Here is a 26,375-nt window from a genome sequence, read left to right as displayed (position 1 = left end):
GGGCTTGCAGTTATTGGCAATGCCGCTGGGTGTGCATCCGCTCGGTGCGACGTCTGGCAAGGTATTGCCGTCGCGGTTGTCGTAGCATGGCCGTCCATTCAACCCACCGACATCGTCTACAGGGGGACGCATGATCGAGCTGGAAATCCAGGCGCTCGCGTTGCAACGCGAGGGCCTGCTCATCGAGGTTGGTCGACTGGCCGGCACCTGCGGCTACACGTTGGTGCGGCAACGGTCGGTGCAGGATCCGCACGGAACCCTGCTCTCCATGATCGTGCGCGGCTCGTGGTTCAAGAAGCGCGCGTTGCGTGCGGCGCTGGCGACCTGCGACCGTCTGGTCAGCTTCGAGCTGCATGGCGTCGTGGAAGGCGAGCAGCGTGAGCATTTCGCCGCCACCAACAAGACCGTTTCCAACTATGTGCCGCCACCTGCACCCGAGCCCGAGACGGTGGAAGAGCCGGTGGAAGAGGTTGCTGCGGTTGCCGAAGCTGAGCCGGCGCCCGCCGCCGTCAAGCCGACTGTGCAGGCCCCCGAACCTGCGCCGCCGGAGTCGTTCGATGAGTTCATTGTGGTGCATCAGCGTGCGCCCGCACCGGCGCCGGCGGAACCGCCGCCTGCACCCTTCATCGAGGTGGAGGTGCTGGAGGCCGACGTGATGGCCGTCGACAAGGCCCTGGCCTCGCTGGAATACGACTATCCGCGCATCATGCCCAACCTGCTGGCGCTGGACCGCAAGGTGGCCGCAGGCGCACGCGAATCCTCGCTGCAACTGGCGGGGCAGCGGGTCGGCGCGTGGCTGCATGCACGGGAACATGCCCAGCGTGGCAAGCAGACACTCCCTGCCGCGCTTGCCGCCATTGGGGCGCCCGCCTTGCAGGGCATCGTCGAGGTCGACCTGCAGGACGGCCAGTTGCACATACGCCACAGTCCCTTATGCGCGGAAGGCGGCCATTCCGGCTGCAGCTTCTACAGCGGCTTCCTCGAGGGGCTGCTGGCACACGCGATCGCTCCGCAAGGGCTGTCGATTTTCCCCGTCTGCTGTCGCAGCTTCGGGGCAGACGACTGCGTGCTTGCCGTATCCGAATCCTGACCGCCGCGATTCCTTACACTGTGCCGGCCATGTAGGCACAGGGAGATGGGGATGCTCGCTCGACTGATCGGATGCTTGGGGCTTGGCTTGCTGGTGGCTGCGTCGTTGCACGCGCAGGACGTGCCACCGCCATTGCGCGACTGGCAGGGTTGGGTGCTGCATGACGTACCACAGTACGCCTGCCCCTTCCTCGCCAACCAGTCGCCGGATCCGGACAGCTACCAGTGCGCGTGGCCCGGACGGCTGGCACTGGACGCAGGCAAGGATGGTGCGCGCTTCAGCCTCGACGTGCACGTGGACGCGCCGAGCTGGGTGGCATTGCCGGGAGACGGACACGCCTGGCCGCAGTCGGTGACGTCGAACAACCAGGCCGCTGTGGTGTTGCAGCACGAGGGGTATCCGATGCTGTGGTTGCCTCCCGGCGACTACCAATTGCGCGGCACGCTGCCGTGGGCTGAGCGTCCCGCGCGCCTGCGTGTGCCGGCGGAAATCGGCATCGTCGCGCTGAGTCTGGATGGCGCGGCGGTGTCGCGCGTCGAGCGCAACGGCGATGAGCTCACGCTGGGCGAAGCCGCCGCCGCGCAACGCGCCGCCGATGCCTTGTCGCTTCGCGTCTACCGTAAGCTCGACGATGGTCTGCCGGACACGCTGCAGACGCAATTGCAGCTGGACGTGGCCGGCAGCCCGCGCGAAGTCGTGCTGGGTCCCGCCTTGCCCGCAGGCTTCGTCGCCACGGCGCTCGATGGCGACTTGCCGGCGCGGCTGGAAAGTGACGGCCGCTTGCGCGTGCAACTGCGTTCCGGGCACTGGCTGCTGACCCTGAATGCGCGCGCCACTGCGCCGCTGGAAAAGGTGGCGCTGAGACTGCCTGCCGCGCCCTGGCCGCGGCAGGAAATCTGGAGCTATCGCGACGACCCCGCGTTGCGCGGCAGCCGTGCCGAAGGGCGGGGCATCGACGCCGCGCAGTCCGGTGTGCCTGGTGACTGGGGCGACCTGCCCGCATTCGCGCTGGACGACGACATGGGCCTGACCATCGCCGCAGGCACGCGCGGCGACGAAGGCGGCAAGGGCGATCAGATTCGCCTGCAACGCGAAATGTGGCTGGATTTCGACGGCGGTGGCCTGCGCGCGGCCGACCATCTCACTGGCGAACTGCGCCACCGTCGACGGTTGGACACGATCGCGCCGTGGCAACTGCAGCGCGCCAGCGAGGGCGGTACGCCGCTGCTGGTCAGCGGGGATAGCGACGGCAGGAGCGGCATCGAATTGCGCACACGAAGACTTGATCTGGATGCCGGCCTGCGCTTGCCCATGCACGGCGGCGCGATCCCAAGCTCCGGCTGGCAACTGCCGCTGGAAAACATCGACGCCAACCTGCATTTGCCCTTCGGCTATCGCCTGATCGCGGCGCCCGGTGCGGATCGCGCACCGGATACGTGGGTGGCGCGGTGGAGTTTGCTCGACCTGTTCGTGCTCGCGCTGGTCGCCTTGTTGGCCGGTCGCCTGCTCGGCTGGCGCTGGGCGTTGCTGGCGGCGCTGTATCTCGCGTTGGGGCGCCACGAGGATGGCGCGCCGCTGTGGACGCTGGCCGTGGTGTTGATGCTGGCGTTGTTGCTGCGCGCTTTGCCGGGCGGGCGCTTGCATGCCGCGGTGCGCGGTGTCGCCATCGCAGTGTTCGCGCTGGCGGTGCTGTGGAGCCTGCCCTTTGCCGCGTCGCAATTGCAGTATGCCTTGCACCCGCAGTTGGAGGGTGGGCCAATCGTGCAAGTGCAGTTTGTGCAGCCACCGCCAGGAATCGTGGCGCAAGCCGCACAGCCGCCGGTGGAAGAGGCTCCGGCCCCGCCGCCGCCACCCGCGGGATCGCCGTCATTGGCTGAACCGGTGGCACCGAAGCAACCTGCTCCCCAGATTCTTTCTTCCGTCATCGTGACTGCCAACGCCTTGCAAAGTCCGAGTTCCGACGACTTCGACGGCCGCAACGTGATCCAGGCCGGCGCGGGCACGCCGAGCTGGGATCAAGGCAACGACTACCAGCTCGGCTGGTCGGGTCCGGTGAGCCCCGAACAAACCATGCGCCTGCTGATTGCGCCGCGCTGGCTGTTGCGGCTGTTGCGCGTGGTGATGGTCGCCCTGCTGGGTGCGCTGCTCGCGAAGCTGCTCGGCAGCTTGCGTCCATGGCACGTCGCTTGGCCTGCCGCGCGCGGCGTGGATGCGGCCGGTGCGCTGTTGCTGGCCATTGCGCTGCTGCCGTCGGCTTCGCATGCACAGAGCCTGCCCAGCCAGCAGTTGCTGGAACAGCTGAGGTCCCGCCTCACCGAAGCACCGAAGTGCGCACCCGATTGCGCCAGCGTGGCGCAGGCGCAATTGCAGGTCAGCGGCGACACGCTGGACATGGCGCTGGACGTGCACACCGGAGCGACGGTGGCCTTGCCGCTGCCGCAGCCCGATGCCGCGCTGCAATTGCTCGACGCCAGCGTGGACGGCCATCCCGCCACGCTGGTCCGCGATGGCGACGACGCGCTGCTGCGCCTCGACCGCGGTGTGCATCGTGTCGGCCTGCGCTATCGCATCGGCATGGTGGACAGTGCCAGCCTGAACTTCACGCTGCGCCCGCAACTCGTGGTGTTCAGCGGGCAGGGTTGGTCGCTGGATGGATTGGATGGTGGCCGCCTGCTGGGCGACAGCCTCACATTGCAACGCGAGCGTGTTGCCGACAACGGTGTGCAGGCGGTGGCCGCACAGGACTTCCCGCCCTACGTGCGGCTGACCCGTCGCCTGCTGCTGGGTGTGGACTGGCAGGTAGAGAACACGGTCGAGCGCATCGCGCCCGCGAATGGCGGCTTCAGTCTCAGCCTGCCGTTGCTGCCCGGTGAACATCCACAGGGCGATGGCGCACTGGTGAAAAACGGACGCATCGACGTCACCTTCAACGCGGGCAGCCGGCAAGTGCGCTGGACCAGCCGGCTGGATCACGCGGCCAGACTCGCGCTGGCGGCGCCGGGGCTGGGCGAGCGCGCCGAGGTGTGGGAAGTCGTGGCTGCGCCGATGTGGCACGTCGATGCGCAGGGCGTACCGACCAGTGCCAGCGACACGGGGCTGCGCTTTCAGCCGTTGCCCGGCGAAACGCTGCAGCTCAGCTTCAGTCAGCCTGCGGCGATCGACGGCGGAAGCCTCGCCTTCGACGATGTCGACGTGCAGAGCAAGGTGGGCGAACGCAGCACGGAAACCACGGTCACGCTCAAGGCGCGCAGCACGCGTGGCGGCGAACACGCGATCACATTGCCGGCGGGTGCGGAGTTGCTTGAAGCAAGCCGCGACAGTGAGCCGGTAAGCCTGGCCGTGCGCAATGGCAAGCTCGGCCTGCCGCTGTTGCCTGGCGCACACGACTACAGCGTGCGGTTGCGCGTGCCGCACGGCGCCGCTGTGCGCATCGCCGCGTCGCCGTTCGCGCTGGATGCGCCGGTGGCGAACATCGGCAGCGAACTCGACCTGCCGCAGGATCGCTGGGTACTGTGGACATGGGGCCCGACCACCGGGCCGGCGGTGATGTACTGGTCGCAACTGGCGGTGTTGCTGCTCGTCGCATGGCTGCTCGGCCGCCATGCGCCCACACCGCTGCGCTTCCACCACTGGCTGCTGCTGGGGCTGGGGTTCTCCGCCTTCGCATGGGGCGCGTTCGCGCTGGTGGTGGTGTGGCTGGTCCTGATCGGCCTGCGCGCGCGCTGGGCGCCCGCAGAACAGCTGCCTGCGGCGCGCTTCAACCTCGCGCAACTCGGACTCGCCATGCTCACCGTGCTGGCGCTGGCCGTGCTGGTCGCCGCCGTGCCCAAGGGCCTGCTCGGCGTGCCGGACATGCACGTGGCCGGCAACGGCTCCGATGCGTGGCAATTGCGCTGGTTCGCCGACCAGAGCGACGGCGCTTTGCCCGCCGCCGGCGTGCTCAGCATATCGTTGTGGTTCTACAAGCTGGCCATGCTGGCCTGGGCGCTGTGGCTGGCCTTCGCCTTGATCGGCTGGTTGCAATGGGCATTTGCAGCATGGACTCATGGCGGCTACTGGCGCCGCAGGGAGTCCAGGCCGAATGTGACGCCGCCACCGTTGTCGTCGGCACCGGAAGAGCCGCCGCATGTCTGACGTGCGCGAAATGCTGGCGACCGCGGTGGAACGGCTGGGCGAGCGCGCAGATGCCGAAGCGTTGCTGCTGCACGCGCTCGGAAGGCCGCGCAGCTGGCTGTTCGCGCATGCTGACGATGTTCCGGATAGGGACGTCCAGACGGCCTTCGATACCTTGGTCGCGCGACGCGCGGCAGGCGAGCCGGTGGCCTACCTCACCGGCCGGCGGGGCTTCTGGACGCTGGAGCTGGAGGTGACGCCCGCCACCTTGATTCCGCGACCGGAAACCGAGCTGCTGGTGGAACTGGCGCTGGAGCGCCTGCCGCGCGATGCGGCAGCTCGTGTGGCCGACCTCGGCACCGGCAGCGGTGCGATTGCGTTGGCCATCGCCAGCGAACGCCCGCAGGTACAAGTCGTCGCCACCGATGCGAGTGCCGCTGCGCTGGTGGTAGCGCGCCACAACGCGCAGCGGCTCGGTATCGCCAACGTGCGCTTCGCTCAGGGCGACTGGCTGGCGCCGCTGGCGGGCGAGCGTTTTGAACTGATCGTTTCCAACCCGCCCTACATCGAGGCGGCCGATCGGCATCTCGCTGAAGGCGATTTGCGCTACGAACCGGCTGCGGCCTTGGCGTCGGGCGCGGATGGCCTGGACGACATCCGCCGCATCGTTGCCGGTGCGCCCGCCCATCTCGAAGCCGGCGGCTGGCTGCTGTTCGAGCACGGCTGGGACCAGGGCGACGCTGCCAGTGCGCTGCTGCGTGCGGCAGGCTATGCGCAGGTGTTCACGGCGCAGGATCTGGAAGCGCGCGATCGGGTGAGCGGTGGAAGGAAAGTAGGCGACTGATCCCGGACGCCGCTATCGGACCCTGGACGGCGTCGCATGTCCTTATCTTCGATCGACACCGATGGTGCGCGGACAGAGAGGGGAGCAAAGCGGGCAGGTCAATCCAGGCCCGTTTCCCATGGTTTTCGGCATGAAGCTTGTGCCAAGAGAAAGCCGCCGTCCCAGGTGTGTGCCGGGAGCGGCGGCTTTCCGCGATTCATCGGGATGATGGATCGCAAGACGTGTGGTTCTCGTCAGAGTGGTCGGCGGCGCCCGAAGATCAGCGACAGGATGAACAGGATGATGAAGACGACGAACAGGATCTTGGCAATGCTCGCGGCGAGGCCGGCGATGCCGAAAAATCCGAAGAAGCCGGCAATCAGCGCGATGATCAGAAAGACGATTGCGTAATAGAGCATGATTTTCTCCTGTGGCACATCAAGCAGGTTTCGATACCGTAATCGTGGATGTATGCCCATTCATGCCGGCAACTCGAGAGGCTTTGTGGAGACGGCAGAGGGCCGCCTGTTCTCTCTGGTACCGCGAAGCAAAGGCTTGCATCACAGGCCGGAATTGAAGTCCCGCAGCTGCTTCATCGCCTCGTCCTTGGCAATGCCGTAGCGCTCCTGCAGTTTTCCGACGAGATACTCGGCGTTGCCGTTGGCCACGCCGACGTCGTCGTCGGTCAGCTTGCTCCAGCGGGATTTGAGTTTGCCGTGAAGCTGTTTCCACTGGCCCTTCAGCTTGTCTTCGTTCATCAGGAATTCTCCGTATCGGGAAATGGGTTACTTCACTTTCAGGCCCGAGGCATCGACGCTCTTCACGCCCTTGATGCTCTTGGCCGCGGCCACCGCTTTGTTCACTGTGATCTTGGTGGGAAGCACGCCGGTGAGGGTGACTACGCCATCGACTGTATTGACGGAAATTTCTTTGCTGGGGACTCCCTTGGTAGTTGCCAGCTCGGTTTTCACCTTGGTGGTGATCCAGGTGTCGCCGCCGGCTTGGCTCATGGTGCTGGAGTGGTCGCTGACCGGCCTGTCTTGCGCTTGCGCCGTGCCGGCGAACGAACCCAGGGCGATGGCAACTGAAAAAGCCAGGGCTGGCAGGACGGCTGTGGTTTCCATGATGACCTCGCGTTTCGAAAGTGGATTTTCCGGCGGCATGAAAAGCGGCCCTATGAACCGTGGCGATGCAATGTCGGAGGCATCGCGGTCGGAGCATCGCGCCGCTTTGCGAATGCCCGTTTTACGCGCACAGCAAAGCGGGACGGCTTCAGTGATAGAAGGCGGGGAGTTAGGTTCGGGTGAATTATTCGTCGAGTGGGCCAAGCGGCATTCATGCGCGAAAGGCCCATCGAGATCGACGCCACGCACGCACGGCGTCCGGATTACGGGAGATCCGTTGCGGTGCTATGGGATGTATCGCTGCGGTTGCGGCAACGGGCCACGCCATGCCATCCGTGCATCGACACGCGCTTAACCGCCGCAAGGCGTCAATGCGATCGCCGGATGCGGCCGTCGGCGACGGGCGTGAAGCCACGCGGTGTTTCGACACCCGCGAGGCGCCGTTGCCGGCACCGCGTCTTGGGTTGCCGGGCTTCTAGCCTGCGCTGGCGAGGCTGCCGACGCACAGCTGCGGGAAGCGTGCGTGGATGGCGCGGCGGATGCCGGGCAGGTCGAGGCCGGCCATGGTGAGCACTTCCTCGCGGCTGCCGTGTTCCAGATAGACGTCCGGAAGACCGAGGTGCAGGATCGGCTTCACGATGCCGTGCGCGGCGAGGCATTCGGCTACCGCGGAGCCTGCGCCGCCCGCGATGGCGTTGTCTTCCAAGGTGACGAAGGCGTCGTGGGTCTTGGCGAGTTCCACGATCAGTGCTTCGTCCAATGGCTTCACGAAGCGCATGTTGACGAGGGTGGCGTCCAGTTCCGCAGCGATTTCCGTCGTCGGGGAAAGCATCGCGCCAAAGCTGAGCAGGGCGATGCCATGGCCGCGGCGGCGCAACTCGGCCTTGCCGATCGGCAGGGTGTCGAGCTCGGTGCGGATGGCGATGCCCGGGCCGGTGCCGCGCGGGTAGCGGATCGCGGCGGGTCCGGCGTAGTGGAAACCGGTGCTGAGCATCATGCGGCACTCGTTCTCGTCCGCCGGCGCCATGATCACCATGTTGGGCAAGCAGCGCAGGAAGCTGAGATCGAAACTTCCCGCATGCGTGGCGCCGTCCGGGCCGACCACGCCGGCGCGGTCGATGGCGAAGGTGACATCGAGGTTCTGCAGCGCCACGTCGTGGATGGCCTGATCGTAGGCGCGCTGCAGGAAGGTGGAGTAGATCGCCACCACCGGCTTGGCGCCTTCGCAGGCCATACCCGCAGCCAGCGTCACCGCATGCTGCTCGGCGATGGCCACGTCGAAATAGCGCTCCGGGTATTCCTTCGAAAAGCGGACCAGGCCCGAGCCTTCGCGCATCGCGGGCGTGATGCCCAGCAGGCGTTCGTCGGCAGCGGCCTGGTCGCACAGCCACGCGCTGAAGATGTCGGTGTAGGTGGGCCTGGAAGGCGCGTTCTTCTTCACCAGGCCCGCCTCGGGATCGAACGGGCCCACGGCGTGGTATTCGATCTGCGCCTGCTCGGCGGGCGCGTAGCCCTTGCCCTTGGTGGTGACCACGTGCAGCAGCTGCGGGCCGGGCAGGTTCTTCACCGTGCGCAGCGCAGCCAGCAGTTGCGGGATGTTGTGGCCGTCAATGGGGCCGGTGTAGTGGAAGCCCAGTTCCTCGAACAGCGTCGAAGGCACGAACATGCCCTTGGCGTGTTCTTCCCAGCGCTTGAAGAAGCGGCCGGCGAAGGACTGTTTCGGGATGGCCCGCTTGGCGCGTTCGCGTACCGCGTTCAAGCGACGGCTGGCCAGCGCGCGCGACATCATGCGGGTCATCGCGCCCACGTTCTCGCTGATCGACATGCCGTTGTCGTTGAACACCACCAGCATGTTCGGCTCGACGTCGCCGCCGTGGTTCAGCGCCTCGAACGCCATGCCGGCGGTCATCGCACCGTCGCCGATCACCGCCACGAACTTGCGCGGGTCGCCCTTGCGCTGCGCGGCGATGGCCATGCCCAGCGCGGCCGAGATCGAGGTGGACGAGTGGCCCACGCCGAAAGTGTCGTACTCGCTTTCCTCGCGGCGCGGGAAGGGCGCGAGACCGTCCTTCTTCTTGATCGTGGTGATGCGGTCGCGGCGGCCGGTGAGGATCTTGTGCGGGTAGCACTGGTGGCCCACGTCCCACACCAGCCGATCGGTGGGCGTATCGAACACGTGGTGCAGCGCCACGGTGAGTTCCACCACGCCCAGGCCCGCACCGAAGTGGCCGCCGGAACTGGCCACGGCCTCGATCAGGTACTGGCGCAGCTCGTCGGCGACGGCGGGCAGCTCCTCGTCGGGAACGCGGCGCAGATCGGCCGGCGACTCGATGGCTGCCAGGTGGGGGTAATGTGCAGGATCTTTCATCCGCCTATTGTTGGCCCGAAGGCGGGGCGGGGCAAGGGCGAGGGGCTGGCCGTGATGGGGCGGTTCAGCCCATCGTCTGGCGCCGGTCGCGCGGCAGATGGCTGACCAGGAAGTCCATCTGGTCACTCAGGATGTTGCGGTTGGAGAGGATCAGGTGCTCCACCCAACTGGGCCGGTACGGCACGGCCAGCAACGGCATGTGGGCTTGCTGCGGGGTGCGGTTGCTCTTCCTGAGGTTGCAGGCGAGGCAGGCGCTGACCACATTTTCCCATTCGTCGCGACCGCCCTTGGATACCGGCTGCACGTGGTCACGGGTGAGGTCGCCACGGCTGAAGTGCTGGCCGCAATACAGGCACAGGTGGCGGTCGCGGGCGAACAGCGCGCTGTTGGTGAGCGCGGGGGCCGGATCGATCGCGTGTTCGTGGCAGTGGCCGGTGCTGGCGATGATGGGATGCAGGTCGAGCTGGCTCTGCACGCCCAGGGCGCGGTTGTGGCCGCCGTGCACGGTGAGGCAGGGATCGCCCAGCGTCCACGCCACTGCGCCGCGCACGTAGAGACACGCGGCGTCCTGCCAGCTGATCCAGTCAAGGATGCGGCCGGCGGCGTCCAGCGACAGCACGCGGGTCGAATGCAGGTCGGCCCGGCTGGCGACTTCCATCAGCATGCAGTTCGTCCTTCCTTACGAGAAAGAGCGCGGCAACCATGCAACGGTGCTCGGATGCACCCGAGCATAGAACAAAATTTGTTGCAAACGCACGCAAATAGGCCCTTGGCTCAATCAGATAGCTCCATGCCGGGCATTCGCGGCCGGCCACGGGCGCTGATATAGTGATTGTTCGTTTGCAGACCCGACGCCGGGTTTGGGAGGGGGGGCCGATGGTGGCAACCCCGGCACGGCGGGGCAGAGGTAATGACGTGGCTGAAGTTCTTTTCTACGAGCGCCCGGTGCCGCTCAACCGCAATGCACACAAGGATCTGCGCCTGAAGCCGATCCCGAACATGAAGTTCGCGCTGGACGCCCATTCCGTGCCGCTCACCGGCGTGGAATTCGCTTTGGCTGCGCGCGACATGCCCATCGTGTTCGCCGGCAACGACCTCGCTTCCGCCGGCCCGGTGGCCCTGCTGGGCCTGCGCCAGAACGAGAATCTGTTCGTCGACGCCAATGGCCAGTGGCTGCCGGGCGCCTACGTCCCGGCCTTTGTGCGCCGCTACCCGTTCGTGCTGGCCGAGAAGCCGGCCGGTCAGGAGGGCGATGATTTCGCCGTCTTCCTCGACGAGGGCTACGAGGGTTTCAACGCCACCGAGGGCGACCGCCTGTTCAACGAGGACGGCAGCGACACCGAAATGCTGAGCCGCGCCGTGGGTTTCCTCGGCGAGTTCCAGCAGCACGTGGCGCGTACCCGCTGGTTCATGGACCAACTGCGCAAGCACGACCTGCTGGAGTCGCGCAACATCAGCATGCGCAAGGGCACGCCGGACGGCCAGGGCCAGGTGATCAACCTCAATGGCATGTTCGTGGTCAACGAGGAAAAGCTGCGCCAGCTCGACGAGAAGACCGCGCAGGAATTCGTGCGTGAAGGCGTCCTCGGCTGGATCTACGCGCACCTGATCTCGATGAACAACCTCGATCGCCTGGGCCAGCGTCTGGGCGAACGCGAGGATGGCGAAGTGGGCGCTTCCAGGAACTGAGCCTGTCCGGGCATCTCGCACGCCTGAAAAAAAGCGCCGCGACAGGCGACTGTCGCGGCGCTTGCTTTTGCGATCGTCCCTGATCGCGAAGATCAAGCGGACGGCCATCCCTGGCCGCGCTTTTCAATGGCCTGAAGGTCGGCGGCAGCGCGAGGCGCTTGCCGGGATCAGTTCGCCACCACCGGCAGCCCGATGTAACTGGCTTCGCCCGGCGCGTGATAGATCCGCTGGGTGGCTTTCACGTAATCCGCCGGCTTGGCGAGCAGGATGTTGGGGACGAAGGTCTGCGGGTTGCGGTCGTACAGCGGGAACCAGCTCGATTGCACCTGCACCATGATGCGGTGGCCGGGCAGGAACACGTGGTTGGCGGCAGGCAGGTCGAAACGATAGGCCAGCGGCTGGTTGGCGGCGAGCGGCCCCGGTTTGTCGTAGCCGGTGCGGTAACGGCCGCGGAAGATGTCCATCGCCACGGCAAGCTGGTAGCCGCCCATCGCCGGCTGCTCGGCCACCTGATCCGGATACACGTCGATCAGCTTCACCACCCAGTCGCTGTCGGTGCCGCTGGTGGAGGCGACCAGGTTTACCTCGGGCGCGCCGGCGATGGTCAGCGGCTTGTCCAGTGGCGCTGTTTCGTAGGTAAGCACGTCGGTACGGCCGGAGGCTTCGCGCTGGTCGTCCACCAGCCATTCCGGCCAGGTGAGGCCGTTGTCGTAGCCGACCGGCTGGATCGGCCGCGCGCGGAACGGCACCGGGTGCGCAGGATCGGAGACGTATTCGTCGTAGGCGTTGCTGCCCGATGGTGGGTCGAAGCCGAGTTGCATTCCCGATTGCAGGTACAGCGCCTGGCTCTTGGCGGTGCAGCCGCTGTCGCATGACAGCGGCCAGCGATCCAGTCGCTGCCACTGGTCGGTGCCGGTCTGGAAGGCGGTGACCGGAGCGAGGCCGGCCTTTGGCGCGCCGTCCTTGAGATATTGCGCCAGGAAGGGGCGCAGGATGTGCTCGCGGAAGTATTTCGCGGTGTCGCTGCCGAAGCGGATCGCGCCCAGCGAGCTGCCTTCCTCGATCTCCTGGCCGTGGTGCCACGGGCCCATCACCAGCTTCACCATGTCGCCGCTGCTGTCCTTCGGCTTGATCGCGCGATACACGGCCAGCGCGCCGTAGATGTCCTCCTGGTCCCACAGGCTGTGCACCAGCATTACCGGCACGGTGAGCGGCTGATCGGCAAGCACCTTGTCCATCGCCTGCTGGCTCCAGAACGCGTCGTAGGCGGGATGCGCCACCAGCTTGTTCCAGAAGCCGAGCTGCCGCATGCCGTAGGCATCGCCCATCGCGCCGACGGAGCCGTAATGCATGAACAGGTCGTATTCGTCGTGGAAGCTGGTCCACCATTTCGCGGTGTTGTCGCGAGTGGCCTCCTGCTCGTAGATGTAGCTGAGGTTCTGCGCGCGGAAGGCGCCGTGGTGGAACCAGTCGTCGCCCATCCAGCCGTCCACCATCGGGTTCATCGGCACCGCCGCCTTCAACGCGGGATGCGGATGCACCAATGACATCAGCGGCTCGAAGCCGTCGTAGGAGATACCGATGGTGGCGACCTTGCCGTTCGATTCGGGGATGTGCTTCACCAGCCAGTCGATGGTGTCGTAGGTGTCGGTGGCGTCGTCCACCGGCGTGGGGTTGAGCGGGCCGTGCACCGGCCGGTTCATCACGTAGTCGCCCTCGGAGCCGTACTTGCCACGGATGTCCTGGATCACGCGGATGTAGCCGTCCTCCACGATCACGTCGGCTGCGTTGTCGTAGCCCTCCAGCAGCGGTTCGAGGTGGCCGCTCATGAGGTTGTGGGTGAGCTGGTGCGCGTCGTAGGGCGTGCGGGTGAGCACGATGCCGGCGTGCTTCGCGCCCCTGGGGACCAGGATCACGGTGTTGAGCTTCACGCCGTCGCGCATCGTGATCATCACGTCGCGTTCGACGTAGTCGAAGCTGCCGGTGGCGGGCTTGAAGCTGGCCGGCGTCTCGCTGGGATAGTCGGGATACTTGGCCTGTGGCGCATCCGTTGCGGGGAGTGCGCTGCTGGCGGCAAGCAGGGCGGCCAGCAACGTGGTCTTCAGGCCCGCGGCGATACGGCGTGGCGTCATGGCATCGATTCCCCCTGGATGAAGTGATTGGGCAGCTTACCGTCGCGCTCAGCGCACCGGTTTCGCCAGTCGCAACAGATCCGTGCCGTAGCCCGCCGCCTCATAGAGTTCGCGTGCGCGTTCGTTGCCGGGGAACACCGCCAGCGTCACCAGCTGGCAATGATGCTCGCGCGCCCATCGCTCGGCGTGCGCCAACAGCGACGTGCCCACGCCACGGCCCTCGTGCGCCGGCGCCACGGCCAGGTCGGCGATGTGGCAGTTGCTGCGGCCGGTGAAGAAATCCTCGGTGCGCTGCAGGTGGATGAAGCCCACGCGCGTGCCGTCGGCGTCTTCGGCAACGAACAGATGGCTGTTCGCGAGCTGGTCTTCCAGATGTCGCAGCAATTCGTCGCGGATGCCTTCGATGCACTCGTGCCGCCGCCGCCACGCGGGCAGCGGGAAATCCACGAAGCGGGGCACCAGGGCCAGGATGAAGTCGTCGTCGTCTTCGGCGAGGCGGATCAGCAGGGACGGTTGGCTCATGGTCGTCGCAAGTGCGGAAACGTATGCCGGTTCTACACCCGCTCGGGGCGTGGCGGAAGTGCGCCATGCCTATTGGCGGCACGGCTATAGTGCGGCCTTCATTGCTTTCGCGAGGATCGCTCCGTGCCCTCTACCCGCATCCGTCTGCTGGCGGGCGACGACGCCACGCTTGTGCAGGGCGTCGCCGCAATCCAGGACGAAATGAAGTTGCCGTTGGCATTCCCACCCGAGGTCGAGGCCGAGGCAAGGCAAGCGGCAGCGCAACCCCGACTGCCCGAACTGGATCGCACCGATATACCGCTGGTCACCATCGATCCGCCCGGCTCGATGGACCTGGACCAGGCCCTGCACTTCGAGCGGCGGGACGGAGGCGGCTATCGCGTGCATTACGCCATCGCCGACGTGGCTGCGTTCGTGGCGCCGGGCGGCGCCGTGGATGCGGAGGCGCATCGTCGCGGCGAAACCCTGTATGGCGCCGACTCGCGCATCCCGCTGCATCCGCCGGTGCTGTCCGAAGGTGCTGCCTCGTTGCTGCCCGACCAGCTGCGGCCCGCTTTGCTGTGGACGATCGACCTCGACACCAGCGGCGAGATCGCCGCCATCGACGTGCGCCGTGCGCGGGTGAAGAGTCGGGCGCGGCTCGATTACGCCGGTGTGCAGCAGCAACTCGATGCCGGCACCGCCGACCCGTTGTGGACGCTGTTGCGCGAAGTGGGCGAGCTGCGGCAGCGGCGCGAACAGGCGCGCGGTGGCGTGAGCCTCGCGTTGCCCGAACAGGAAATCAGCGTGGTCGATGGACAGTGGCAGCTGGCGTACCGCGCCAACCATCCGGACGAGGACTGGAACGCGCAGATCTCGTTGCTCACCGGCATGGCCGCGGCGCAGCTGATGGTCAAGGGCAAGGTTGGCATCCTGCGCACGCTGCCGCCGCCGCAGCCGCAGGACATCGCGCGGCTCAAGCGCACCGCGCAGGCGCTGGCCATCGCGTGGCCGGACGGGCAGGGCTATCCCGACTTCATCCGCACGCTCGATCCATCGAAGGATACCCACGTCGCGATGCTCACCGCCTGCACCACTGTGCTGCGCGGCGCCGGCTACGTGGCCTTCGACGGCGACCTGCCCGCGCAGCCCGTGCAATCCGCGGTGGCGGCGGAATACGCCCACGCCACCGCGCCGCTGCGACGGCTGGTGGATCGCTACGTGGGCGAGGTATGCGTGGCGCTGTGCGCGAACCAGCCCGTGCCGGACTGGGTGCGCGCCGCGCTGCCGGCCTTGCCCGGCCTGATGGCCGAGGCGGATCACCGTGCCAAGCATTACGAGCGCAAGGTGACCGACCTGGTCGAAGCGGTGCTGCTGGCGCCGAACGTCGGCGAAACCTTCCAGGGGGCCATCGTGGAAATCAACGGCGCCCATGGCGATGGCCATGAAGGCGTGGTGATGCTGCGTGATCCTGCCATCGAGGCGCGCGTCAACTCTCCGACAGCGCTGCCGTTGGGGCAGGAAGTCGTGGTGCGTCTGGCCGTGGCCGATCCGGCACAACGGCAGGTGCGTTTCGAACTGGAGAGTGGTGCGCCCTGATCGGCGATGCCGTTGCGGCGACTTCAGTTTATGCGTGGCCTGCCGATTCGCTAAGGATTCGATGACAGGTTTGCGGGAGGATGGCAGGGCTGCGGGCTAGTTTAAGAAGGTGGTATCGCTTGCGCGGGCAACGATGTCGCCGGTATGCCTGTGGTCGCGTGCGAATGAGGATATGCGCGTGAGCGGATGGAGAGTTGCATGCGTGGCTGGGCTGTTCTGCTGCATGGCGGCGGTTTCGTCCGCGTCAGCGCCCATGGGCCCTGCCGCCGCTCCGGCGTCCGCGTCCGTGCCGGCGCGCATTCGCGTGGCCACCAACGACGATTACCCGCCGTTCGTGTTCATCGATGGCGATGGCAAGCCGCAGGGCTACGAAGTCGACATGTGGCGGCTGTTCCAACGCCATACCGGCGTCCAGGTCGATTTGATGCTCACGGACTGGGGCGACGCCATGCGGAACATGAAGGACGGGCGTGCCGACGTGATCGACATGCTCTACCGCACCCCCTCGCGCGAGCTGCTGTTCGATTTTTCAGCGCCCTACGCCGACTTGCCGGTAGGCATCTACGCGGACCGGAGAATCAGCGGTGTCCGTGATGTGGCCACCTTGCGCGGCCTTCCGGTGGGTGTACAGCGCGGCGACGCTTGCGCTGAGCGGTTGCAGGAAGACGGCATCACCAGCGTGCAGCTTTACGGTGACTACCAGGACATCCTGCAGGCCGCGACCAAAGGCGATCTGCGCGTGTTCTGCATGGATCAGTATCCGGCGGATTACAACCTGTACCGGTATTCGGCGCTAAATCGCTTCTACGAAGCCTTCGTGCTGTTCACCGAACAATCGCACTGGGCCGTGCGCAAGGGCGACACGGCCATGTTCCTCGCGATCCAGCACGGCATGTCGCTCGTTACGCCGGACGAGCGCGCGACGCTGCGCAAACGCTGGCTGGATCATCCGTCGTCGGAGACGGTGGGTTACCAGCGCAATGCCCGCGATGCGGGCATTGCTTTGGCGGTACTGCTGCTGCTGGCCATGCTGATGGCGCTGTGGGTATGGACGCTGCGTCGCACGGTGGCGGCGCGCACGTCCGCCTTGCGGTCGGAAGAGGGCAAGCTGCGCGCGATCTTCGATGCCAGTCCCGACGCGATGTGGGTGAAGGATCTCAAGGGCATCTATCGCGAAGGCAACGGTCGTGCGGTCGCCCTGTTCCACGAGCCTTGCGAGGCGCCGGTCGGGCGCCGCTGCGACGAGTTGTTCGATGCGGCGTTCGCGGCGAAGGTGACCGCACTGGACCGGGAAGCCAGGCAGCTCGGCCGGAACACCAGCGCCTTGCTGCCGTTGGAGGCCGCCGACGGTACGGAAAGGCAGCTCGAAGTCATCAGCACGCCCTTGTTCACGCCGCAGGGCGAGCTGCACGCCGTGATGAGTGCGGCGCGCGACGTCACCGAACGGTTGCTGGCCGAAGCACAGCTCCGGCTATGGGCGCACGCATTCCAGAATGCCGCCTTTGGCATGTATATCTGCGATGCGCGCAGCAAGAGCCTGATCGCCGCCAACCCCACCTTCGCCAGCGAGCGCGGCTACGCGATGGAGGAGATGGTCGGCCTGTCCGTGGATGCGCTGTACCCGCCTGACCTGGTTGCCGAGCGCGCGGCCCTGCGGGCAACCGTCGACTGGCTGGACCACTACGTGTGGGAGACCGAGCACATCGCGAAGGATGGCCGGCGCTTCCCGGTGTGGCTGGATTGTTCGGTGTTCCACGACACCGACGGCAGTGCGCAGTACGTGTTCGTGCACGCGCAGGACATCACCGAGCGCAAGCGGGTGGAGGGAGAGCGGCGTCTGGCCGCCGTCGCGTTCGAGACCCAGGAGGCATTGATGGTGCTGGATGCCGATAGGGTCATCCAGAGAGTCAACCAGGCTTTCATCACGCTCACCGGTCATCAGCCGGCCGACGTGGTCGGGCGGCACGTGTCGCTGCTGCGCTCGAAGCAGAACGATCCCGAGTTCTATGAAAGCCAGTGGTCCGACGCGTGGCACGGCGGCTTCTGGCAGGGCGAGATGTGGATACAGGCGAGCCACGGCCAACCCAAGGTCGTGCGCATCACCACGTCGGTGGTCACTTCCGACGCAGGGCAGCTGAGCCACTTCGTCTGCTCGATGATCGACCTGACCAGCGAGCGCGAGGCGCATGCAAGCGTCGATCGCATGACCTATTTCGATTCGCTCACCGACCTGCCCAACCGGCGCTTCCTGTACGGCCAGCTGCAGCACATGCTGGGTGAGTCCGGCACGTGCATGGGTGCCTTGCTGCTGTTCGACCTCGACCACTTCAAGCGGGTCAACGACCTGCGCGGCCATGCCGCCGGCGACCGCCTGCTTGCATTGGTTGCGCAGCGCCTGCGCAACATGCTGGACGACGATTGCGTGCTGAGCCGGTTCGGTGGAGGCACCTTCGCGCTGGCGCTGCCCACCCGCGCGGAAACCCCGGCGATGCTGGCCAGCGAAGTGCTGGATTGCGCCGAGCGCATGCGTCAGGTATTGCGCGAACCGTTCCGGCTGGACGGCGAGGCGCTGGCGGGCATGACCATCAGCCTGGGTTGGGCCGAACTGGTGGCCGGCTGCGACACGCCCGAAACGGTGCTCAAGCAGGCCGAGCTGGCGATGTACGCCGCCAAGGCAGCCGGGCGTGACCGGGTGCGCCAGTTCGAGTCGGAGATGCAGGTGGCGTTGGCGCGTCGGGAGACGCTGGCCGGAGACCTGCTTCATGCCATCGCCGACGAGGCGCTGGAACTGCACTTCCAGGCGCAGGCCGACCGTCGCGGCAACGTGGTCGGTGCCGAATTGTTGCTGCGCTGGACACGTCACGACGGTACGCAGGTCTCGCCGGACGAGTTCATTCCGGTGGCTGAGGAGAACGGCCTGATCCTGCCGCTGGGCGACTGGGTGTTGCGCAAGGCCTGCGCGCAGCTGGCGGCTTGGTCCGCCCTGCCGGGCAGGCGCGACTTGTCGCTCGCCATCAACGTGAGCGCGCGGCAATTCCTCCAACCTGGTTTCGTGGACAACGTGCAGCGCGCAATGGTGCTGTCCGGCGCCGATCCGTCGCTGCTGACGCTGGAAATCACCGAGACCGCGATCCTGGACGACCTCGCCGAAGCCGCGGACAAGCTCGCCCGCCTGCGCGCGATGGGCCTGCGCATCTCGCTGGACGACTTCGGCACGGGCTATTCCTCGCTGGCCTACCTGTCGCGCCTGCCGCTGGACGAGTTGAAGATCGACCAGGCCTTCGTGGCCCGGCTGCCGGAGGACGCCAATGACGCGATGGTGGCGCAGACCATCGTCGGCATGGGCCGCGGCCTGAGCCTGCAGGTGGTGGCCGAGGGCGTGGAGACGGAGGCGCAGCGGAACTTCCTGATGACCCAGGGCTGCGACATCTTCCAGGGTTATCTGATCTCGCGGCCCATGCCGCTGCGCTCGTTCGAGCAGATGCTTGGCGACCCGCCGGCAAGAGCAGCTTCAGCGTAGCGGGGCGCGTATCGCCCTGGAGAAATCCTCGCCCGGTGCGCTGGCGCGCGCGCGGTCGGTGATGCGCGCCTGCTCGTTCCATTGCTGCAACGTGAGCCGGTGGTCCAGCACGCCTATCCTGTAGAGATAGCCGGGCAAATAGCCGGTGAGCAGCAGGCGCGTGTCCAGGGGCAGGCCGAGGCCGAGGTGGCGGGCCATCCGGTACACCACGGTGGCGCAGTTCGAGGTGACGGTGTTGTAGAACGCAGGCGTGTTCGCCCACTGGTTCGCGGTCTCCACGTAGGAGAGGAACAGCGCGCGCATCGTGGCTCGGCTGATGGCCAGCGGATAAAGGTAGTCGTCCTCGCCGCGCACATTGGTGCGTACGCGGATCAGATCGTTTTCCGGCGCGGCAATCAGTGTCGTTTCGAAATCCTTGAAGAAGCCGCCGATGGAGGAGAACTCCTGTCCGCGCCGCTTGCGTATCTCCACCGAAAAGACGAGGTGGCGACCGTCGTCGAAGCCGAACGAGATCATCGCGTGTGCGATCGCGCCGTTGCCCCAGTGCGACAACACGGCGTCGGCGGAGACCAGATGATCGAGCTCGTAGCTCTGCGTTTCCCAGCGCGCGTCGTAGTCGCTGTCGCTGCGCCAGGCGAAATCGCGCACGTTGCGCAGCACGACCACGTTGCCGTGCACCTCGCCGGCGAGCTGGCGCGAAACATCGTCGGCCCATTCGCGTTGACTGCTGGGCCGGATGGTGGCCCACCATGCCAGCAGCAATGCGTACATCAGCACATAACCGCACAAGGAAGGCCATGGGCGGTGGCGGATCGCCAGCACGAACAGCATCAAGGCCAACGCGACCCACAGCGCGGCGCCCAGCACGCGCACCACGCCGCCGCCGGGCAGCTGGTACCACAGTGCCAATGCACCCCAGGCGATGGAGAGCAGGGCAATCGACCCGCCCAGCAACAACGCCAGGCTTCGTCCCAGGATGCGCAACAGTTTCGCCATAGGTGTCGTCCATGCGTGGCCGGGCGCTAGCCTGCCGCGACGCGCGCGTCGTGGCAACGGTTGGGGGCGCCCGTGACTACAATCGCTGCAGCTCAGGCGAGGGAGGCGTGCAGGGAATGCGGGGCGATCCGGTCAGGCAGTGGTTGTGGTTCGCGATGGCGATGGTGCTGCTGTGCCTCAACGCCTGCGCCATGGTGAACGTGAGCCGGCTCAAGCCCGGCGACGTGGTAAGCGAGCGGCGCAACGACGTGATCGGCAGCGGCCAGCTCAGCGACGGCACGGTGCAGGCGCTGAACGGTGTGGCGTTGACCGGCAAGCAGTGCACGCAGTCCTTCGACGCCTGCGTCGGCATCGTCGGACATGCCAGCGGGCTCGACGAGGAAGGCCGGCTTTCCGCGCTTTCTGAGCTGTGGCTGGGCCGCGCGCTGCGTGCCGACCGCCAGCCGGTGATGGACGACGCCACGCTTGACGCCTACCTGCAATGCGCGCGCTACGCGTACGCGTACCTGTTCTATACGCAGCGTACGCCCGCCGAACGCGTGTTCGACCAGCGCCAGGCCAAGGTGATCGCCTTCTACGATTACGCGGTGGAGCGCGTGGTGGGCCGCTGGTTCCAGGAACTACCGAAGCTGGATACCGGCTGGACGCGTACCGATCTGGCAGGCTGGTCGGTGTTGCGGCCGGATACCGACCTGCATCTGCGCACCGCGCCGACGGAATTGCTGCCCGCATCCTCGTTGCGCTTCAAGGGTTTGCGCAACGTATACCGGCGCGACGGTTTCGGTTCGGAATTCGTGGCGGTGACGCCGCGCACGGCGGATGCGGCTTCCGTGCCGTGGCGCGAGCCGCGCTACGTGGCGATGACCGGGGTACTCACGTTTGGCGGCAGCACGCTGGATGAGGTGCTGGGCACACGACAGGTGCAATTGCTGGTGCGCGATCCCTACCGCGATGCGGACGCGAGCATTGCCGGTCGCAGGGTGCCCTTGGGCGCCAACTTCACCGCGCCATACGGCTTGTGGCTGGCGCGCTCGGGTTTCGCCATGCAGTCGATCCGTTCGTTGCTGGGGCGGCAGGGCGGTCTGGATTCTCCGCGCGTGCTGCTGTTGCAGCCCTTCGACCCGAACCGCCGCACCGTGGTGATGCTGCATGGCCTTGCCAGCAGTCCCGAGGCATGGGTGAACGTCGCAAATGAAGTGCTGGGTGACGAGGAGCTGCGCCGCCACTACCAGGTGTGGCAGGTCTACTACCCAACCAACGCGCCCATCGCGTTGAACCTGATGCAGATCCGCCGTGCGCTGGACGACACCGTCCGCCACTTCGATCCCGACGGCACCACGCGCGCCACCAACCACATGATGCTGGTGGGACACAGCATGGGTGGCGTGATCGCTCGCCTCCTGGTGTCGTCCAGCGGGGACAAGCTTTGGAGCCTGGTGCCCGAGGGCGCGCATCTCTCGGCCACCAAGCGCGCGAAACTGCACCAGCAACTGGCACCGTACCTGCAGTTCTCGCCCATGCCGCAGGTGGATGCCGCGGTGTTCCTCGCCGCGCCGCATCGCGGCACGCCGGTGGCACGGCATCGCATCGCGCGCTGGATCGCCGAACTGATCCGCCTGCCGCTTGGCGTGCTCAAGGAAATGGCCGGTGTCACCGATCTGCTGAAAGACGACAGCGGCAAGAATGCGCCCATCCATGTGTCGAACAGCGTGGACAACCTCAGCGATGCCGATCCCTTCATCGTCGCCACCGCGAACCTGCCGATTTCGCCCGCGGTGCGCTATCACTCGATCGTCGGCCTGTACAAACCGAGCGGCTCGCTGCAGCAGAGCAGCGACGGCGTGGTGCCTTATGCCAGCGCACATCTCGACGGTGCGGAATCCGAGGTGGTGATTCCCTCGTGGCACAGCGTGCAGGAAACACCGGCGGCGATCCTTGAGCTGCGCCGGATCATGCGGCTGCATCTGCAACGGGTGAATGGCGTCGGCACCATGCCGGGCAAGGTCGCGAGCCCGGATTGATCCCGCCATCCGCTTGGCGAGCTATTGGCGACGTTGTGGCCTGCTGTGGCGCGGTCGATCTCCGGCGGGAACAGGAACGCCCGGATTGCTCGGGCGTTCCTGTGCGGACAATGCCCGACGAGGCACGTCAGGCCGCGGGCGTCGAAGCCACCGCGCCCGCACCGGACGAATCCACCGTCAGCGAGACGCGGCGGTTGTCGGCGCCGCGCTCGTGGCTGGCCCCTTTCACTACCTGGCGATTACTGTCCGCGCCGTAGCTCACTGCACGGACCTGGTCGGCGTTGATGCCGCTGGAAACCAGGAAATCGCGTACGGCCTGCGCGCGCTTCATCCCCAGATGTTTGTTGTAGGAGTGCGAGCCGGCTGGATCGGCGAAGCCTTCCACGGTGATCAGCACATTCGGGTGGTACTTGCTGATGGTCTCGGCAAAGTTCTGCAGCGCGGGCTTGTCCTGATCGTTGAGATCGGCGCTGTTGAAGGCGAAGTGCGCCACGGTATCCACGCTGACGCGACCCTGCATGGCAGTGATCTGCGTGTCGTACTTGGAGAATTGCGATTGCATCTGCTGCCTGATCGCATCGATCTGCTGCTGTTGATCCTGCTGCTTCTGCTGCAGCTGCTGGATGGCGGTGTTGAGTTCGTCCTTCTTCACGTATTGCGAGCAGCCAGCCAGGCTGACGACCAGGATGCCGGTTGCCAGCATGGCGATTCGTGGGGCTCGGATGTTCATCGATGTTTCTCCCGATGTGCGTGCCGGCGTCGTCGGTGACAGCGACGGTGCCGGCATTCATGGACGCCCCCTGCGTGTGCTGCCTCTGGGAACCTAACGCATGCCAGTACGAAATCGCGCATCTCGATGGGTCATCGCTACGGTGGCATTCAGTTTCCCCGGCTTCCAGCCATGACGAAGGCACGCTGTTGCGTGCGTGTGCTGCACAAAAGCGAAACCCGGCATTTGCCGGGTTTCGCTTCGATGCAGATAGAGATGCGAGGCGTGCGTCAGGCGATGTCGGCAATCGTCCCGGCGCCCGACACCATGGCAGCCTTGTGCATCAGCGTGCGTGGCAACAGGCGGGCGAAATAGAACGCGGCGGTGTCGCGCTTGGCCTGCTTGAATGCTTCGGACTGCGTGCCTGCCTCCGCGGCGGCCACGGCGCGCGCCCAGAAGTAGGCCAGCGTGACGTAGCCCGAATACCACAGGTAATCCGCTGCGGCAGCGCCCAATTCCTCCGGGTTGGCCTGCACGCGCTGCGCGAGCGACTGGGTGAGTTCGCCCCATTCCTTGGCCAGGATGGCCAGCGGCGCGATCAGTGCGGCGAGTTTCGTATCGCCCGCATGCGTCTTGCAGAACGCGCCGATCTCGGCGACGAAGTGCTTGAAACCCACACCCTGCAACTGGAGGATTTTGCGGCCCAGTAGGTCCGCGGCCTGGATGCCGGTGGTGCCTTCGTACAGCGTGATGATGCGCGCGTCGCGCACGAACTGCTCCATGCCGTTCTCGCCGATGTAGCCGTGGCCGCCGTACACCTGCAGCGCTTCCTTGGTGCACTCCTGCGCGAGTTCGGTCACCACGCCCTTGGCGATGGGGATGAGGAAAGCCACCAGTTCGCTGGCGTGCCTGCGCTCGTCCTCGCTGGTGCCGCGTGCTTCGATGTCGGTCTGCAGCGCGGTGTAGTAGAGCAAGGCGCGCGAAGCTTCCACGAAGGCGCGCTGGGTCAGCAGCATGCGGCGCACGTCGGGCTGCACCAGCAGGTTGTCGGCAGCCTTGTCGGGGAACTTCGCGCCGGACAGCGCACGGCCCTGCAGGCGCTCGCGCGCATAGTTCAGGCTGTTCTGCCACGCGCGCTCGGCCAGCGCCAGACCCTGCACGCCCACCGACAGGCGCGCGGCATTCATCATGGTGAACATCGCCGCGAGGCCTTTGTGCGGCTGACCGATCAGGTAACCCTCGGCGCCGTCGAAGTTCATCACGCAGGTGGCCGAGCCCTTGAGGCCCATCTTGTGTTCGATGGCGCCGGCGTAGGCCTGGTTGCGTTCCCCCAGAGAACCGTTCGCGTCCACCTTGAACTTCGGCACGATGAACATCGAGATGCCGCGGCTGCCGGCCGGTGCATCGGGCAGGCGCGCCAGCACCAGGTGCACGATGTTCTCGGCCATGTCGTGCTCGCCGGCGCTGATGAAGATCTTGGTGCCGCTGATCGCATAGCTGCCGTCGGCGTTCGGCTCGGCGCGCGTCTTCAGCAGGCCGAGGTCGGAACCGGCCTGCGGCTCGGTCAGGCACATCGTGCCGGTCCAGCGGCCTTCCACGATGGGCTTCATGTAGGTGTGCTGCTGTGCCTCGGTGCCGTGCAGCTCCATCGCGTGGCAGGCGCCTTCGCTGAGCAGCGGGTACAGGCTCCACGACAGGTTGCCGGACTGGAACAGCTCGGTAGTGCTGGTGCCGATGACGTTCGGCAGCGCCTGGCCACCGAACTCTTCCTTCGCGGTGAGGCCGGCCCAGCCGCCTTCGGAGAAGGCTTTGAAGGCCTCCTTGAAGCCCTTCGGCGTGGTCACTGCGTGGGTGGCCTTGTCGTAATGGCAGCCCTCGGCGTCGCCCGAGGCGTTGGTGGGCGCCAGCACCTGTTCGGAGAGCTTGCCGGCTTCCTCCAGCACCGCGTCGAGCAGGTCGCGACTGTGTTCCGCGCCGCCCTGCAACCTGGTGAGGATGGCCTCGGCGCCCAGCAGGTCGAAGAGGGTGAAGCGCTGGTCGTCTAGCGGAGCCTTGTAGATCGTCATGGCGAATCTCTCGTGAAGAAGGAATCAGCGGAAGGTGTTGGCGATGCCCGGCACCGGCGACAGGAAGTCGCTGTGCTGGAAAGGAAAATCCTGCGGGTTCTTGTTGTCCGGATGATCGGCCAGGTCGGGCTGGGCATGGATCGTGCCGCGGATGGCGTAGGCCAGCGAGCCAGCACTGCCTTTTGCCGCGACGGCGGCGAGCGCGCTGCCCATCGTGGCCGTGGGCAGCACGTCGACGGCGATCACGTCGCCGGCGAAGGACGGGATGTCGCGGTCGAACGCGGCATGCAGGCGCACCGGCATGTCGTTGGCCACCTGCAGCGAACCCTCGATGGAGCTGAAATCCATGCCGCCGTAGCTGTTGTTCTGGATGCGCACGGTGAGCCGCCACATGCCGCTAGGCAGCACCTGCATCTGCTGCACGGTGAGCGAGGGCGGGAACACGCTCTTGCGCTGCGGGCCGCATGCCGCGAGGCAGGCGGCGCAAACAACGAGTGCGAAGCAGCGGATCAGTCGCATCACGGCCGTGACCTCATGGCTACGATCTCAAACGATTGTTTGAATCTTGACCCGGGCCGCTGCGCGCGTCAATGGACGGAGCAAGGGCGGTAGGGATGTCCGGGCTGCAGAGCTCGTTGCATGGCGCATGTTTCCGCCGCCTGGCCCACAAGGCCGCTGTCGGTCGGCGAACCGCCGAAAGTCGGCTCGTGCTGAAGCTCTCCGCACGGACGTTCCTGTAGTCCACGCTTGCGGCGGTTCCCACAAAAGTGGACTCGCGGCATCATGCAGGGTTCCACCATCAGGCCAGCACGCCACATGACCCGTCGCATCGTCGCCCGTCGCTCTCCCATCCATGGCAATGGCGTGTTCGCCGTCGAGTCCATCCGGAAGGGCGAGGAGATCATCCAGTACCGGGGCACGCTGATGACCCACGCCGAGGCCGACGACATGTACGGCGACGGCGGCGAAACCGGCCACACCTTCCTGTTCACCCTCAACGACGACTACATCGTCGACGCCAACCGCAAGGGCAACACTGCGCGCTGGATCAATCACAGCTGCGCGCCGAACTGCCGCGCCGTGGTCGAAGAAAGCGCCAGCGGCGATCCGCGCAGGGACAGGGTGTTGATCGAGGCCATCCGCAACATCAAGCCCGGCGAAGAACTCACCTACGACTACGGCATCACGCTGGAAGTGCCGCATACGGCGCGCCTGAAGAAGCTGTGGAAGTGCCTGTGTGGGTCGCCGAATTGCTCGGGGACCTTGCTCAAGCCCAAGCCCTGAACCCCGCTTCGTGGCGGAATGATCGCCCGTGCTTCTGGACTTCAAGCCGATGCCGTCGGTTGGCTCCGGGGCGTACGAGGTGCGGGTGCGTGATGCCAGTGGTGCATGGCGCACGATCTGCGTAGCCAAGTTCGCGAATGCGGTCTATGTGCTGCATGCCTTCAAAAAAAAAACGCAGAAGACGGCAAAAGCCGATCTTGAATGCTTGGCGCGGCACGCCCGCTTCGGTTCTCGATTTGGCCCACGTCCTTTGCCGAAAGCTGAGGCGATGATCCTCAAGAGCGCTTGCGTCCGCCGGATCAAACGCGGTGGCGCTTGATCCGCGAGCGGTCATTCATGG

The 26,375-nt window shown here is 66.2% G+C and carries 20 protein-coding genes; 9 read left to right on the top strand and 11 right to left on the bottom strand.

Going from position 1 to position 26,375, the window contains the following annotated elements; translation table 11 throughout:
* Positions 1–130: 130 nt before the first annotated feature.
* The 3 genes from ISP25_RS09950 to prmC are packed head-to-tail and all read left to right on the top strand — an operon-like array spanning position 131 to position 6,047.
* The gene (locus ISP25_RS09950; protein WP_404613567.1) at positions 131–1,090 is read left to right on the top strand and encodes a hypothetical protein; all 960 of its coding nucleotides are present in this window, start codon (positions 131–133) and stop codon (positions 1,088–1,090) included.
* Positions 1,091–1,141: 51 nt separating this feature from the next.
* Complete coding sequence (locus tag ISP25_RS09945; protein ID WP_404613565.1) at positions 1,142–5,224, top strand: hypothetical protein; 4,083 nt, start codon at positions 1,142–1,144, stop codon at positions 5,222–5,224.
* On the top strand, positions 5,217–6,047 hold the full coding sequence (gene prmC / locus ISP25_RS09940) for a peptide chain release factor N(5)-glutamine methyltransferase (protein ID WP_404613563.1): 831 nt from the start codon (positions 5,217–5,219) through the stop codon (positions 6,045–6,047). Before ISP25_RS09945 ends, prmC begins: the two co-directional genes overlap by 8 nt.
* Positions 6,048–6,280: 233 nt before the next feature.
* On the opposite strand, the gene ISP25_RS09935 is transcribed toward prmC, so the two are convergent.
* The 5 genes from ISP25_RS09935 to ISP25_RS09915 form a co-directional block, all read right to left on the bottom strand.
* Complete coding sequence (locus ISP25_RS09935) at positions 6,281–6,445, bottom strand: DUF1328 domain-containing protein (protein ID WP_192153829.1); 165 nt, start codon at positions 6,443–6,445, stop codon at positions 6,281–6,283.
* 141 nt (positions 6,446–6,586) lie between these two features.
* Complete coding sequence (locus ISP25_RS09930) at positions 6,587–6,784, bottom strand: CsbD family protein (RefSeq protein WP_192153831.1); 198 nt, start codon at positions 6,782–6,784, stop codon at positions 6,587–6,589.
* Positions 6,785–6,811: 27 nt separating this feature from the next.
* Positions 6,812–7,150, bottom strand: coding sequence for a BON domain-containing protein (locus tag ISP25_RS09925; RefSeq protein WP_404613561.1), 339 nt, complete (start codon positions 7,148–7,150; stop codon positions 6,812–6,814).
* 475 nt (positions 7,151–7,625) lie between these two features.
* Positions 7,626–9,518: a 1-deoxy-D-xylulose-5-phosphate synthase gene (gene dxs / locus ISP25_RS09920; protein ID WP_404613559.1), complete on the bottom strand. Its 1,893-nt coding sequence runs from the start codon at positions 9,516–9,518 to the stop codon at positions 7,626–7,628.
* Positions 9,519–9,582: 64 nt separating this feature from the next.
* Entirely contained in the window at positions 9,583–10,182 is a 600-nt protein-coding gene (locus ISP25_RS09915; RefSeq protein ID WP_192153837.1) for an HNH endonuclease, read from the bottom strand.
* 251 nt (positions 10,183–10,433) lie between these two features.
* Here ISP25_RS09915 and ISP25_RS09910 point away from each other — a divergent pair, with 251 nt between their 5' ends.
* A complete protein-coding gene (locus tag ISP25_RS09910; RefSeq protein WP_192153839.1) occupies positions 10,434–11,207 on the top strand; it encodes a SapC family protein in 774 nt (257 codons plus the stop codon).
* 167 nt (positions 11,208–11,374) lie between these two features.
* Here the strand turns inward: ISP25_RS09910 and ISP25_RS09905 are convergent, their stop codons facing one another.
* Both ISP25_RS09905 and ISP25_RS09900 read right to left on the bottom strand, forming a co-directional pair.
* The gene (locus ISP25_RS09905; RefSeq protein WP_404613558.1) at positions 11,375–13,339 is read right to left on the bottom strand and encodes a CocE/NonD family hydrolase; all 1,965 of its coding nucleotides are present in this window, start codon (positions 13,337–13,339) and stop codon (positions 11,375–11,377) included.
* Between the two features lie 48 nt (positions 13,340–13,387).
* Entirely contained in the window at positions 13,388–13,861 is a 474-nt protein-coding gene (locus ISP25_RS09900) for a GNAT family N-acetyltransferase (RefSeq protein WP_192153843.1), read from the bottom strand.
* Between the two features lie 123 nt (positions 13,862–13,984).
* Between ISP25_RS09900 and ISP25_RS09895 the strand changes: the two genes are divergently transcribed.
* Positions 13,985–15,439: an RNB domain-containing ribonuclease gene (locus ISP25_RS09895; RefSeq protein ID WP_404613556.1), complete on the top strand. Its 1,455-nt coding sequence runs from the start codon at positions 13,985–13,987 to the stop codon at positions 15,437–15,439.
* Positions 15,440–15,725: 286 nt separating this feature from the next.
* Positions 15,726–18,959 carry an EAL domain-containing protein gene (locus tag ISP25_RS09890; RefSeq protein WP_404613555.1) on the top strand — a complete coding sequence of 1,078 codons (3,234 nt, stop codon included), beginning with the start codon at positions 15,726–15,728 and terminating at the stop codon, positions 18,957–18,959.
* Here ISP25_RS09890 and ISP25_RS09885 read toward each other — a convergent pair.
* Positions 18,951–19,955 carry an Lnb N-terminal periplasmic domain-containing protein gene (locus ISP25_RS09885; protein WP_404613553.1) on the bottom strand — a complete coding sequence of 335 codons (1,005 nt, stop codon included), beginning with the start codon at positions 19,953–19,955 and terminating at the stop codon, positions 18,951–18,953. The two genes, ISP25_RS09890 and ISP25_RS09885, sit on opposite strands and share 9 nt — an antisense overlap.
* Positions 19,956–20,071: 116 nt before the next feature.
* Between ISP25_RS09885 and ISP25_RS09880 the strand changes: the two genes are divergently transcribed.
* Complete coding sequence (locus tag ISP25_RS09880) at positions 20,072–21,976, top strand: esterase/lipase family protein (protein WP_404616296.1); 1,905 nt, start codon at positions 20,072–20,074, stop codon at positions 21,974–21,976.
* A gap of 127 nt (positions 21,977–22,103) precedes the next feature.
* On the opposite strand, the gene ISP25_RS09875 is transcribed toward ISP25_RS09880, so the two are convergent.
* From ISP25_RS09875 to ISP25_RS09865, 3 genes are all read right to left on the bottom strand, one after another.
* On the bottom strand, positions 22,104–22,679 hold the full coding sequence (locus ISP25_RS09875; protein WP_404613552.1) for an OmpA family protein: 576 nt from the start codon (positions 22,677–22,679) through the stop codon (positions 22,104–22,106).
* Between the two features lie 296 nt (positions 22,680–22,975).
* Complete coding sequence (locus tag ISP25_RS09870; RefSeq protein WP_404613550.1) at positions 22,976–24,751, bottom strand: acyl-CoA dehydrogenase C-terminal domain-containing protein; 1,776 nt, start codon at positions 24,749–24,751, stop codon at positions 22,976–22,978.
* Positions 24,752–24,775: 24 nt separating this feature from the next.
* Complete coding sequence (locus tag ISP25_RS09865; protein ID WP_404616295.1) at positions 24,776–25,270, bottom strand: hypothetical protein; 495 nt, start codon at positions 25,268–25,270, stop codon at positions 24,776–24,778.
* A gap of 297 nt (positions 25,271–25,567) precedes the next feature.
* Here ISP25_RS09865 and ISP25_RS09860 point away from each other — a divergent pair, with 297 nt between their 5' ends.
* Positions 25,568–26,035 (top strand): SET domain-containing protein, encoded by a 468-nt coding sequence (locus ISP25_RS09860; RefSeq protein WP_404613548.1) that lies wholly within the window; start codon positions 25,568–25,570, stop codon positions 26,033–26,035.
* Between the two features lie 28 nt (positions 26,036–26,063).
* Positions 26,064–26,354, top strand: a complete 291-nt coding sequence (locus tag ISP25_RS09855) for a type II toxin-antitoxin system RelE/ParE family toxin (RefSeq protein WP_404613546.1) — start codon at positions 26,064–26,066, stop codon at positions 26,352–26,354.
* Positions 26,355–26,375: the final 21 nt, after the last annotated feature.

Source organism: Rhodanobacter hydrolyticus (genome assembly GCF_044904645.1).
This window is presented reverse-complemented; position numbering and strand designations above follow the sequence as displayed.